Raw genomic sequence first — 11,927 nt, forward strand, 5'->3', positions numbered from 1 at the left:
CGCCGCCCTGTCATGGTCAGGCGGCGCGCTCTTCGGGAGCGCGGGAAAGGCTACGCAGCAGGTCGATGTCGATGCCCTGGCGCGCCAGCAGGCGGCGCGAGGTCTCGTCCAGCATCTCCTCGCGGATGAAGCTGCGATCGGCCGTCGTGATCTGGTCTGGATGCTCGATCAGCCAGCGCGCCAGGGCGGCGTCGTCTGCGAAGATCGGCCGGCCGCTGGCGCTGAGGCGCACCGGCTGCGCGACGGGCTCCGGCGCCAGGTCGAGCACGATCGGGGCGGCCATCGCCGGCTGCAGGGTGAGCTGCGGAGCCAGCTCCTCCCGCACCGTCGCGATCTTGCGCTCCAGGCGACCGACGCGGCCGGCGGCGCGGCGCTCCATCGCAGCCTGCTCGTAGCTGACCGGCACATAGCGGGTCTTGTGCCCTTCGAAGGCGGCGACCGCGATCAGCGCGCCGGGCCGGCGCTCGTCGCCGACGACATCGATGCGGCGGACCCAGACCCGCGAGGCGTCGCGCACGTCGTAGCCGACGATGACGTCCTCGCCGTGATGGGCCTCCAGTGCGGGCGCGAAATAGCTATTGCCCAGCCACTCGACGAGCGCCCGCCGGGTGCGACGGATGACCCAGGGCCGGAACATGTCCTCCAACTCGTCAGCGGTCGGCATGATGGGCTGGAAGGCCGCCGTGGCGTCGGCCCAGGCTTCGTCGGGGCTCTGGTGGCGCAGCTTGCCGGTCAGCGGGTCGCGGATCTTCGCCAGCTCGCTATGCGGCCGGGCATTGTATTCGGCGACGGCCTCTGCACAGCGGTCGATGAAGCTTGCCCAGCTCGGCAGCAGGGCGGACTGGCCCGCCAGCTTGAGGTCGCGGCGCGTCGTCTTGTGGACGAGCTGGCGCGCCTCCTTGTCCATCTCCTTGCCGAGATAAGTGGGGAACTCGCGCGAGAGCCGCGACCAGACATGGTTGAAGCGCTCGATGTTGCCTTTCGCCTGCGACCCGTAGGCCAGGGCGCGCATGGGCGTGATGCCGGCGCGCGCCAGAAAGCCGGTCATCGGATCGTCCATCGCCGCGTTGCGATAGCCGGGGCCGCGGTCGGTGTAGAAGATCGCCGGGATGCCGCTCTCGCCGCAGGCGCGGCGCAGCGCCTCCAAGACGGCGAGGGTGTTCTCGTCGAAGGCGGCCGACCAGCCGACGCAGCGGCGGGTGCGCGCGTCGATCATCGCCGAGAGTTCCGGACGGAACGGCTTGCCGTGGATCGGGTGCGCGATCTCTGCGTCGAAGGTCTTGCCGTCGCCGACATAGACGCTGGTGACCTGGAGGTCCGACACGTCGCGGGCCGTGTAGGCCATGCGTGCGCGCATCGCGAGCTTGCCCTCGCGGCCTGCCGCCCGTTCGAGATGGGACAGCTTGGCCAAAGCGCGCCGCACCTGGTCGGCGGAGGGCAGCAGCGGCGGATTGGTACGGGCAAACTGGTCGAGCGCTTCGGTCAGCGCCGGCTTGGACGGGCGGCGATAGTGCAGCAGGAAGCCGTCAAGCCAGCCAGGAACCTCCTCCGGTTCGCGGCTCTGGCGCGGCGCCAGCCCGGCGATGCCGCCGGCCTCGCGCTGGGAGAACCAGCCGAGCAGGGAGCGCAGGCTGACGCTGGCGTTGCGGCCGCTATTGCCGCCACGATCATTGGCGCGGCGCGCGAGGTTCATGAGTTCCGGCGCTGCCAGCTCGGCGCGCAGCTCGGCGATCAGCGCCGCGGCGACGGCCTTACGCCCGCGGCCGGACAGCATAGCACGGCGGTCGATCTCCGCGAGAAGCGCAGCGCGTGCCTCCATGACCTGGCGTTGACGGGCGGAGAGGTGCTGCACCACCGCGACAGCGAGCTGGCGACGGTCGCTCTCCTGAGCGACTGCAAGCTCGCGCTGCTCGGCCTCGGCCGCGACGGCCGCCTGGTCGCGACGCTCCAGCTCGATCCGCGCGATGATCGGCAGGGCGTCGATCGAGACCTCAAGGCCGCCGCCGCGACCCTGGCGGGTCCGCACGAGATCCGGCGCGCGCTCTGCAGCGCGGGCGATCCACTCAGAAGCGTTGGAGCGATTACCGGGCAGGCCCGGCAGACGCGCCTCGGCCAGCTCGCGAGCGGACAGCCAGCCCTTCATGCTGCCCTCCGATCTTCGAGATGGTTGAACAGGGTCGCCGTCTGGTCGGCGGAGAGCCTCACGCCTTTGCCCGCGAGGCAGGCCAGGGCGATCCGCGAGAGCACGGCCATGAGCGCCCACGGCTCGGGCGCGACAGGATGACCGCGCTCAGCGGCGAGGGCGGCCTCGGCGTCCAGGAAGGCTTCGAACTCCGCTATGCAGCTGGCCATCTTGGCTTCGCGGGTCGCGGATTGCTCGGCGCGCCGGATCCATTCGACCAGGGCGGCTGGCGGAAGCATGCCCGCCTCGGCGCCGGCCCCGGCGATATAGCCCTGCCGCTTGGCCCATGCGCGAGCGCCCGCAACATCCTCCGGCAGGCCGGGAAGGCCGGCGAGGTCGGCGGCCGGCACGAAGGTGCTGACGCCATTGTTGCGTCGCTTGAATGCGCCCAGCGCATCTGCGGCGGCTTTCCTCTCGGCGCGCTCGCGCAGGAGCCTGGCGAGGTAGGCCTTGAGAGTGACGGCAGGCAGAACCGTCAGCAGGCACTCGTAGATGAGCTGGTAGTCAGGGCTGTAGCGGGTCTCTTCAACCGTCCACCCCTCGGCCAGGAGCCGCGCCCGAAGCTCGGAGACAGTGGCGGCGACGCCCGGCAGGCCGACGACCCTGTCAAGGTAAACCCAGCCGCCGGTCTTCTTAATCGCCATGATCTCGCAGGCGAGGCCAATCCGTGCCTCGTCATCGCTCGGAGCCGGTGTGGCGCTCTGCCGAGCGCGACGGACTTGCGGCGATATCTGCTTGGCCGCCCGCGTCACGCTGCGCTCCGCTCTGCAATCTTCTGACGCCGACGCTGCTCGCGGGCCGAGAGCCGGTTGCCTTCGACATCGTAGAATTGCGGCCAGATCTCTTGGCGAGGCGCGCCGATGAAGGCGGCGAGCACATCGTGGCAGGCGGGGAAGCACAGGCGGAGAGCCTTGCTCATCGTGTAGTCGTTAAAGCCATGCTCTTGCGCGAGCGTCTTGAGGTGCGTGCCGCGCTTGTGAACAGCGGCGACAATATCGGCGGGGTGCCAGCCTTCAGGGGCGGCATTTCGCGCCCTATCCGATTTTGTGCTAACCATATCCGAAAATTGCCTCTGGTGACACCAAGCAAAATACGGATTTTCGGATATTAGTCAACGGCCATTCGTATGGCTCTCGGGAAAGATCGGATGCCAACCTCGAAAAACCGGATCGGGCGCGATGATGATGCGGAGCAGCGGTTGCTTTTTGCCACGCGGCTTCGGGAGGCCGTCGGCAAATTCGGGGGGCCGAGCGCCGCTAGCAAAGCCCTTGGGGTGCCGTTATCGACTCTAAACGACTACCTCGCCGCGAATACCGAGCCAAAGATGAGCTTGATCGCTCGTATGGCGCGCACTTTGGGAACGACGATCGGCTACCTTTTCGGAGCGACGGATCGGATTGGGGTGGGTGGAAATTCGGATAGTGGCGCCGAGATTCCGGACGATGAGCGGATCCGTTTGATTCCTCGCCTTAGCGTTCAAGTGTCTGCGGGACTGGGGCGCGAAAACGTTGACGGCCTAGTCCTCGGGTATGTGCCGCTCACTGAGGCCCTCCTCGATAAGCTTGGGATCAAGGCCGAGAATGCTCACTTTATCGAGGCGGCCGGCGACAGCATGGAAGAGACGATCTTCGATGGCGATGATGTGCTGATAGACATGGGCGATACAGCATTGAAGGCCGAAGGCATTTACGCCTTGCAGGTGGGCGACCTCGCGATGATTAAGCGAGTGCAGCCGTTGGCAATGTTCGACACCGTGTCCTTGCTCTCCGATAATCCGCGGTATCAGCCGCAGACCGTTAAGCGAGGCGAACAGGATCTCTTTCGGCCGATCGGACGGGCCAAGCTGGTGATGAGGGTGCTATGAGAGCAGCGCTGTGTTTCTGCTGGCTTTGGGTCGGCACAGTTGCCGTCGTCGCCGAGCCGAGCAATCCCGTAGAAGCTTTGGTTGAGGACGCCATTGGCCAAGCTGAACGCGAACTGGGCCGCCGCCTGAAGTTCGCGGCCGTGAAGGACGAATGTAGGACTGACGATGGCGGCTCGATCTGCTTTTACCGCGCGGGTGGCTCCTATTTTTCTGCTGGCATTCAAAGCCGAACTGACGCGCGCTTGTTTCGGCTTATTCGGGTTCGTGGCTTTGACGATGAATTCAGCGATGCCGCGGTCGTCATGGGGGCGTTTATCGAACCAGCGGTTCCTGCAGCAACCCGTCGGTCGATACTGAACAATCTGATTACTGGGATCGACAATGGTCCGGTGGCCCGCGTCATCGGCCAATCGGTGATCGCGGCAGGCTACACAAAGCAGCAGCAGCCGGCGCTTACTGCATTGGGCAAATCGGACTAGGAGCCCCGCCAGCGGCCGAGGGCATCTCATGGCACCCATGGTAGCGGCCTTCCCCATCTACCCCGTCAGAACCCCCGTCAGAAGGGCGGCAAATCGCCATTGGGTTTGTGGGCTCCCCTGTCATCGCGTCACGCGCCGGGAAACGGCGCCCGCCGCCCGCTTCTCGCTTGCCATCGCCGCCGGCCACGGCGAATGATCGCGCCGCTGCTTCGCGGCCCTGCTCCGCCAGCGGATTTTCCCTGTCCTTGACACCTCGCGCGGCGCTGCGGAGCTGCGCCAATCTCCGGTCTCGACGCAACCGAGACCGACATGACCGCCACCGACACCCGCAAGATCGAGGTCTTCCGCCCCGGCACCTTCGTGCCGATGTCCGGGGCGCCTGTCACGATGACGGCGGCCGACCTGAAGGCGATCGCCGCGTCCTATGACGCCGAGGCCAGCCCGACGCCGGTCGTGATCGGTCACCCGAAGACCGAGGACCAGGCGTGGGGCTGGGCGAAGTCCTTCTCGTTCGACGAGGACAGCCAGAAGCTCGTCGCCGAAGTCGGCGACATCGAGCCCGCCTTCGGCGAGGCGGTGAAGAAGGGCAGCTACAAGCGGATCTCGCTCTCGCTGTTCTCGCCCTCGGCCCCGAACAATCCCAAGCCCGGCGCCTGGTATCCCAAGCACATTGGCTTCCTCGGCGCCGCGGCGCCGGCCGTGTCGGGCCTGAAACCCGTCGCGTTCGCCGAGGATCAGACCGGCGTGGTCGAGGTCGAGTTCGGCGACCCGGCCTTCAAGGACGTGGCCTCGCTGTTCCGCTCGATGCGCGAGTTCCTGATCGAGAAATTCGGTCTGGAGGCTGCCGACCAGGCGACGCCGAGCTGGTCGATCAACTGGATCGACGATGCCGCCGATCGCGACAGGCCGGGCATGCCGGCCTTCACCGAACCCCAACAGACAGCGGAGACGACGATGACCGAAGCCGAGAAGGCCGCCCAGGCCGAGCGTGAGCGCGAGCTGAACGAGCGCGAGGCGCGGCTCGCCAAGCGCGAGGCGGATGCCGCGCAGGCCGAGAACCTGTCCTTCGCCGAGGGGCTGGTCAGCGAGGGTCGCCTGCTGCCGGCCTCGCAGCCGCGCGTCGTGGCGCTGCTCAACAGCCTGGCCGCGCCGGCGCCGACCGAGGTTTCGTTTTCGGAGCCGGGCGGCGAGGCGGTGACCGAGAGCGCGGCCGAGGCCGTGCGCGCGATCCTGAAGGCGCAGCCGGTCGTGGTGAACTTCGGCGAGTTCGCCGCCGGTCACGACAAGCCGGGGCGCGCCACCGTCGCGTTCGCCTCGCCGGACGGCCGGGCCGTCGATGCGGCCGGCCTGCAGCGGCTGGGCAAGGCGCAGGCCTACCAGAAGCAGCATCCCGAGGCGTCGCTGGAGCAGGCACTCGCGGCCACCGCCGACTGACCATTCGCCAATCGCAGAGGAGTTCGGCGCACATGCAGCCCTATCACGACGTCCTGTCCCTTCCCATCCTGGCCGCCGCGGCCGTCAAGGCGCAGAGCTGCGTCGGGTTCGATGGCGAGCCCGCCGGCGAGGACGAGCCGGTGTTCGGCGTCTCGCATTTCGACCAGGTCGCCGGCCGCGAGGTCACCTGCACGGTTCTCGGCGTCATGCCGCTCAAGGCCACGGGTCCGATCCTGAAGGGCGCCCGCGTGGTCTCCTCCGCGACCAGCGGGGCGAAGACCGCCGGCGCGACCCCGGCCAACCCGATCGGCCGCGCGCTCAACGACGCCGCGGACGGCGAACAGGTCCGGGTGCTGCTCTCCAGCCGCTGACCCACAGCCCCCTCAAGCTCACCAGGAGACAATGACGCCATGTCCGGCATGAACCCGCAGCAGGCGGCCGTCATCGAGCCGATCCTCTCGACCCATGCGCGCGGTTATCGCAACGCGCAGTTCATCTACTCCCGGCTCGCGCCGATCGTGGACATCCCCAACCGATCCATGCGGGTGATCCGCTTCGGCAAGGAGGATTTCCGCAAGATCAATACGCGCCGGGCGCCCGGCGCTTCGACCGGGCGGGTGCAGTACGGCTATGCCTCCGATCCGGTCGCGCTGCCGCAGGACAGCCTGGAAGCCGTGGTGCCGGTCGAAAACCAGCAGGAGGCGGCGAAGGTGCCGGGCTTCGACCTGGCGAAGATCTCGGTCAACCGCGTCCTGAACGTCTTCGGCCTCAACATGGAGATCGACGTCGCGACCAGGGCGCGCGACCTCAATACCTATGCGGCCGGCAACAAGGCCACGCTGGCCGGCGGCTCGCAGTGGAGCGACGGGGGCAGCGATCCCGGCAAGGATGTCGACGACGCCAAGGACGCCATCCGCCGCAAGATCGGCCAGCAGCCGAACGTCCTGGTGCTCGGCCCGGCGGTGCGCAAGGCGCTGCGCCGCCATCCGAAGATCACCGAGCAGTTCAAGTACACCGGCTCGGACAGCGTCACGCTGGCCATGCTCGCCGAGTACTTCGAGGTCGACGAGGTGGTCTCGGGCGACGCGGTCTATCTGCCCGATACCGCCAGCGACGATGACGCCGCGACCGACATTTGGGGCAAGGACGCCATCCTCGCCTATGTCAACCGCAACGCGGCCGACTACCAGTCGCCGTCCTACGCCTACACCTACCGCCTGGCGGGCTGTCCGTTCGTCGAGACGCCCTATCAGGAGCGCAACGCGAAGAGCTGGATCTATCCCGTCACCGACGAGGAGGCGCCCTACATCACGGGTGCCGAGGCCGGCTACCTCTTCAAGAACGCGGTCGCCTGATCATGGCGCGCAAGGCACAGGCCGGGGCAGTCCCGGCGCCCGCCGCCCCGCTGGCGAACGCCGCCGAGCTGCCGGAGGGCTCCGGCCGCTTCCCCGTCCTGTCGCCCTTGCGCTTCGACGGCCGGCTCTACCGGCCGGACGATCCGGAGGCCAACGAGGTCGTGATGCCTCGCGACCAGGCGCAGGCGCTGCGGGTGATCGACGTGCTCGGCGACGAACTGCCCGCGTGAGGCATTGCGGGGTGGAGCAGCGGTAGCTCGCCGGGCTCATAACCCGGAGGTCGCCGGTTCAAATCCGGCCCCCGCGACCAATCCCCCGATCAGGCCGGGGGCTGCGATGGACGGAAGTCGGTCTCTGTCCATCGCCCGGCGACCAGGCGCTCACCTCCTCCCGAGCGCCTGGTCTCCATCTCATTCAACCGGCGTCAGAGGAGGCGCGGTCCGATGACCATTCTGACGGTCGAGAGCTTCGTCGCGGCGATCGGTGAGACCGAGGCGCTGAACCTCGCCGCCATCGGCCCGCGCGACGAGCGTGTCGTGGATCCCGCCAAGATCGCACCGGCGCTCGCCTATGCCGACAGCCTGATCCTGGGCAAGTTGCGCGCGCGGTTTCCGCTGGGCCTGCCACTGCCGACGCCAGACATCCTGATCGGCATCGCGATCGACCTGACGCTGTATCGGCTGCGCTACAAGACGGGCGATCAGTCCGGCGTCCAGGACGAGACCAGGTTGCGCTACCAGGCCGCCCTGAAGCTGCTCGACCAGATCGCCGCCGGCGAAATCCTGCTGACCGAGACAGCGCCGGCCGGCAGCGCAGAGCCTGTGCTGGTCTCCGGTGAACCTGCTCGCGCCAACCGCATCCTGGACGGTTGGCGATGACCGATCCTGCCATCATCGCGAGTAACCTGGGCGCGGCCCCGATATCGAGCCCGACCTCACGGCTGGTCGAGGACGTGGTCGCGGCGCTGGCTGCCGAGATCAGCCGCGACCTCGATGTCGCCGAGATGCCGGACAAGCCCGGCGACTACGACCTGGGCGAGCGGCCGGGCGCGGTGCTCGTCCACTATCGCGGCTCGAAATACCAGAAGGGCCGGCCGTCGCAGCCGCGCGAGCTGACCTTCGACATCCATCTGCGCTTGCGCGGTCAGGCCGGGCGTTTCGGCTTCACGCACATGATCGACGCGGTGGCGGACTGCCTGCAGGACCGCCAGTTCCAGGGCTCGACCGGCTTCCAGCTCGAAAGCGACGGGCTCGTCCAGGAGCATGGCGGCCTGTGGGACTACGTCGTCAGCTTCACCACCACCATGCCGCGCGCCGCGCGGCGCCAACCAGACTGGAGACCGTACTGATGGCCAAGCACACATACACCGGCCCCGTGGACACGCTGGAAATCCAGGACCCCAAGGATCCGCAGAAGACGATCTTCTCGGAGCATCTGCATCCGGGGCGCTCCTATGAGCTGCCGGCGGGCGATCACCAGGTCATCGCCAACATGATCGGGCGCGGCCTTTTCGTGCCTTCCCCTGTCACTGACACCTCGCCCAGCGAGCCCGCGCCCGCGAAAGTGGCCGGCAAGCGAAGCTGAACGATCCGGCGGCGACGAGCAAGAGAGGCTGACATGGCTGGCGAGAACTACCATCACGGCCCGGAGATCATCCGGCTGGAAGACACCACCGGCGTCGTCGTCGACCAGAAGATGGCGGTGACGTGGATCCAGGGCACCGCGCCGATCCACATCCCGCACGACACCGCCGAAAAGCGCGCGACCTTCGTCAACCAGCCGGTGATCATCCGCAGTCAGGCGCAGGCCACGGCCGCGTTCGGGCCGGCCACCGCCGGCTATTCGATCCCGCAGGCGCTCGCCTCGGCCTTCAACAAGAATGAGGGCCAGGGCTGCGGCACCTTCATCGTCAACAACGTCTTCAACCCGGACGTCCACAAGACCGGAGGCGCGCCGGATCCTGCGCTGGTCTCGACGGCGGACATGGTCGGCGCGGTTGCGGTCGATGGGAAGCGCACCGGCTTCGAGGTCGCGGTGACCTGCTACAACAGGTTCGGCTTCTTCCCGCGGCGCATCACGGCCCCCGGCTTCACCGGCGTGCAGGGCATCCGGCAGAAGATGCTGGAGATCGCGAACCGGGTGAAGGGTCACGCGATCTGGGACCTGCCGGCCGGCCTTACCATTCAGGGTGCGATCGAGCAGCGGGGCAGCTCGCAGCCCTTCGCGACGGCGTCCGGCCGCGCGGTGCTCTGCTTCCCGCGCCTGCTGGCGCTCGATGCGATCACCGGCGAGCAGTCGCTGCAGCCCTATTCCCAGCATCTGGCCGGGCTGTGGAACCGCATCATCGCGACGCAGGGGCCGCAGCATTCGCCGTCCAACATGCCGATGAACGACGTCTCGGGCACCGAGATCGACATCGTCTGGGCGCCGAACGACTACAGCACCGACACCAACCTGCTCAACGAGATGGGCATCGTCACCACGATGACGCGGTACGGCCAGGGCATTCACAGCTGGGGCGCATCGTCGACGCTGTGGCCGACCGTGCACAACACCGAGGCCTGGCTCCACGCCCAGGTCGTCATGGACGCGATCGACGACGCGGTGCTGTTCTACACGATCCCCTACACGGATCGCGGCGCGGTGCTGAAGCGCCTGACGATCATCGAGGAGCGCGTCAACGCCTACCTCGCGTCGAAGTCGAGCCAGGACGATCTGAACGCCTGGCTCTATGGCGGCAACTTCAGGTTCGACCGGCAGAAGACCACGCCGGAAAGCATCGTCGGCCAGGGCCAGCTGTTCTGGCAGCTCGACCGTCAGCCGATCGGCATCATGCACCGGACCACGATCGAGGCCTCGACGAACCTCACCTACGTCACCGAGGCGCTGGGCCTCGCCGCCTGACCGGCGGCTGCTGAAGGAGCACCACAATGGATGCGGTCAAGGTCGGCCAGCTCACCAATGCCGACATCTACTGGGGCGACGATCTCTGCATCGGCCGCTTCGCCTCGTTCGAGCGCCCGAAGCTCGAATACGAGAAGGTCAAGCACGCAGCGCTCGGCATGGTCGCGGAGTTCGATGCGCCGTCGCGGCAGCTCAAGGCGATGACGGGCAAGTGCGAGGTCCAGTTCCTCGACATCGACCTGCTGCCGGACGGGTACGACCCGACCAAGGGCATCGCGATCACCATGGACGCGCCGGTCGATGTCTTCGGCTCGGGCGGCATCGACCTGACCCGCGGCTATCGGCTGACCTGGCACCTCACCGTGCTGTTCAGCGCCACGGGTTCCGGCGCGCACAAGCTCTCGAACGATTTCAAGGGCGAGTGGGAATATTCCTGCCTGCGCTTCGTCGAGAAGGCCAGCAATCGCCAGACGCCGCTGCGCGAGATCGACGTGATGGCCCAGATCAACCGCGTCAACGGCCGGGACGTCTGGTCGAAATACTGACGCTTCACCCGTCTTCCTCACCCGATGAAAGCGAGACCGACATGACCGAGAATGCAGCCGCCACGAACGCCGCCGGCCAGCCCGCCGTGCCCGCCGATGCGTTGGCGGAGAAGGGCGTCATCGCCAAGCTGCGCGCCGCGCGCGACGGGCAGACCGGCATGGACAGCCTGACGCTGAAGAGCTGCGGCGTCGAGGTGACCTATCCGCGCTTCCGCTCCTTCAAGGCCTGGGAGCAGGCCCAGCGCCAGGCCGGCGAGGTCGCGAGCTCGGTGAACCTCTACTACATCGTCCAGGTCTGCCTGTTCGACGGCGAGCGGTTGCGGGCGGAGGAATATCGCGAGCTGATCTCCGACACCGACCATATGGCGATCTCGTCGCGGATCTTCTCGCCCGCCGACGCGGGAAACGGCTGAAGCGCTGGCCCGGCCGCTTCGACCGCTCATTCCTGCTCCGCGCCGGCTACCGCTTCTCCGAGCTGATGGAGATGTCCGTCGACGAGGTGGTCTGGCGGGTCGAGGAGGAGAAGGCCTACGAGGCCGCCGTCGCGAAGGCGATGCAGCAAGGTTAGCGCCAGCCGTCTACTCGAAGGGCGAGAAATGCGGTCCCTGAGCCACGAAAACCTCCGGCTTGAGGTCATTTTTCTGAAAGATTTCGCTCTGGCATGCGCTGCACTTGAGCGTGTCTCTGTGCCAATCCTGTTTGGACAGTTGAAGCGTGACAAGGCGCTTCGACTGCTCGAAACAATGGGCACAGTAGCGTATCGCCTGATGGTCGCCGCGAGCCGGGCTTTTCGCCTTGTAGGCAAAACTGCCGGGGTTCGTCTCAACCAGGTCGTATTTTTGCCGGTCGCATTCAAATGCTTGGAGGCGGCCGAGTTCTTCCAAAGCCTCAAGCATGCGCAGGCGGAGCGTCGCCGTCTCCTCGCGAGCATCGATCATCTTATTGGTCAGATCGATGACGAGTTGGCGCATCTCAGGTGTCGGGAGGTCGGCGGCCTGGCCGTCTTTGTTCTTCCCCGTCAGCTCCTTGATTTGCTTCACGATGCCAAGAGCGTCGCTGATCGTCTTGAGACCACCGAAGCCATCGATGGCCGCCCTTACCGAAGCAAAGTCAATGTCACCCCATCCCACCGGTCGTCCCCCCTCTCTCGTCTTCGGCAAGCCT

The 11,927-nt window shown here is 67.0% G+C and carries 16 protein-coding genes and 1 tRNA gene; 13 read left to right on the plus strand and 4 right to left on the minus strand.

Annotation, left to right across the window (positions count from 1 at the left end; genetic code table 11):
- Window positions 1-16: 16 nt before the first annotated feature.
- From ABE438_RS14625 to ABE438_RS14635, 3 genes are read right to left on the minus strand one after another with little or no spacing between them, the layout of a single operon-like run.
- Window positions 17-2,143 carry a transposase family protein gene (locus ABE438_RS14625; protein ID WP_346503378.1) on the minus strand — a complete coding sequence of 709 codons (2,127 nt, stop codon included), beginning with the start codon at window positions 2,141-2,143 and terminating at the stop codon, window positions 17-19.
- Window positions 2,140-2,934, minus strand: a complete 795-nt coding sequence (locus ABE438_RS14630; RefSeq protein WP_346503379.1) for a hypothetical protein — start codon at window positions 2,932-2,934, stop codon at window positions 2,140-2,142. Before ABE438_RS14630 ends, ABE438_RS14625 begins: the two co-directional genes overlap by 4 nt.
- Window positions 2,931-3,239, minus strand: coding sequence for a helix-turn-helix domain-containing protein (locus tag ABE438_RS14635; RefSeq protein ID WP_346503380.1), 309 nt, complete (start codon window positions 3,237-3,239; stop codon window positions 2,931-2,933). Before ABE438_RS14635 ends, ABE438_RS14630 begins: the two co-directional genes overlap by 4 nt.
- Before the next feature lie 90 nt (window positions 3,240-3,329).
- Between ABE438_RS14635 and ABE438_RS14640 the strand changes: the two genes are divergently transcribed.
- From ABE438_RS14640 to ABE438_RS14700, 13 genes are all read left to right on the plus strand, one after another.
- A complete protein-coding gene (locus tag ABE438_RS14640) occupies window positions 3,330-4,046 on the plus strand; it encodes a LexA family transcriptional regulator (RefSeq protein WP_346503381.1) in 717 nt (238 codons plus the stop codon).
- The gene (locus ABE438_RS14645; protein WP_346503382.1) at window positions 4,043-4,525 is read left to right on the plus strand and encodes a hypothetical protein; all 483 of its coding nucleotides are present in this window, start codon (window positions 4,043-4,045) and stop codon (window positions 4,523-4,525) included. Before ABE438_RS14640 ends, ABE438_RS14645 begins: the two co-directional genes overlap by 4 nt.
- A 309-nt stretch (window positions 4,526-4,834) precedes the next feature.
- Window positions 4,835-5,959 (plus strand): hypothetical protein, encoded by a 1,125-nt coding sequence (locus tag ABE438_RS14650; RefSeq protein ID WP_346503383.1) that lies wholly within the window; start codon window positions 4,835-4,837, stop codon window positions 5,957-5,959.
- A gap of 32 nt (window positions 5,960-5,991) precedes the next feature.
- On the plus strand, window positions 5,992-6,330 hold the full coding sequence (locus ABE438_RS14655; protein ID WP_346503384.1) for a DUF2190 family protein: 339 nt from the start codon (window positions 5,992-5,994) through the stop codon (window positions 6,328-6,330).
- A 39-nt stretch (window positions 6,331-6,369) separates the two neighbouring features.
- Window positions 6,370-7,314, plus strand: a complete 945-nt coding sequence (locus tag ABE438_RS14660; RefSeq protein ID WP_346503385.1) for a major capsid protein — start codon at window positions 6,370-6,372, stop codon at window positions 7,312-7,314.
- 2 nt (window positions 7,315-7,316) lie between these two features.
- The gene (locus tag ABE438_RS14665; RefSeq protein WP_346503386.1) at window positions 7,317-7,544 is read left to right on the plus strand and encodes a hypothetical protein; all 228 of its coding nucleotides are present in this window, start codon (window positions 7,317-7,319) and stop codon (window positions 7,542-7,544) included.
- A 5-nt stretch (window positions 7,545-7,549) separates the two neighbouring features.
- Window positions 7,550-7,624: transfer RNA gene (locus ABE438_RS14670), tRNA-Met, on the plus strand.
- A 133-nt stretch (window positions 7,625-7,757) separates the two neighbouring features.
- On the plus strand, window positions 7,758-8,192 hold the full coding sequence (locus tag ABE438_RS14675) for a DUF1320 domain-containing protein (RefSeq protein WP_346503387.1): 435 nt from the start codon (window positions 7,758-7,760) through the stop codon (window positions 8,190-8,192).
- On the plus strand, window positions 8,189-8,662 hold the full coding sequence (locus tag ABE438_RS14680; RefSeq protein WP_346503388.1) for a Gp37 family protein: 474 nt from the start codon (window positions 8,189-8,191) through the stop codon (window positions 8,660-8,662). Before ABE438_RS14675 ends, ABE438_RS14680 begins: the two co-directional genes overlap by 4 nt.
- Complete coding sequence (locus tag ABE438_RS14685) at window positions 8,662-8,898, plus strand: hypothetical protein (protein WP_346503389.1); 237 nt, start codon at window positions 8,662-8,664, stop codon at window positions 8,896-8,898. The genes ABE438_RS14680 and ABE438_RS14685 overlap by 1 nt, the downstream gene beginning before the upstream one ends.
- A gap of 33 nt (window positions 8,899-8,931) precedes the next feature.
- On the plus strand, window positions 8,932-10,218 hold the full coding sequence (locus ABE438_RS14690) for a phage tail sheath subtilisin-like domain-containing protein (RefSeq protein WP_346503390.1): 1,287 nt from the start codon (window positions 8,932-8,934) through the stop codon (window positions 10,216-10,218).
- A 26-nt stretch (window positions 10,219-10,244) separates the two neighbouring features.
- Entirely contained in the window at window positions 10,245-10,763 is a 519-nt protein-coding gene (locus ABE438_RS14695) for a phage major tail tube protein (RefSeq protein WP_346503391.1), read from the plus strand.
- A gap of 41 nt (window positions 10,764-10,804) precedes the next feature.
- Window positions 10,805-11,176 (plus strand): hypothetical protein, encoded by a 372-nt coding sequence (locus ABE438_RS14700; protein WP_346503392.1) that lies wholly within the window; start codon window positions 10,805-10,807, stop codon window positions 11,174-11,176.
- A 165-nt stretch (window positions 11,177-11,341) separates the two neighbouring features.
- Here ABE438_RS14700 and ABE438_RS14705 read toward each other — a convergent pair whose 3' ends face one another.
- On the minus strand, window positions 11,342-11,893 hold the full coding sequence (locus tag ABE438_RS14705; protein WP_346503393.1) for an LIM domain-containing protein: 552 nt from the start codon (window positions 11,891-11,893) through the stop codon (window positions 11,342-11,344).
- Between the last annotated feature and the right edge of the window lie 34 nt (window positions 11,894-11,927).

The sequence above is a fragment of the Allobosea sp. TWI1241 genome (assembly GCF_039673065.1).
Taxonomy (GTDB): Bacteria; Pseudomonadota; Alphaproteobacteria; order Rhizobiales; family Beijerinckiaceae; genus Allobosea.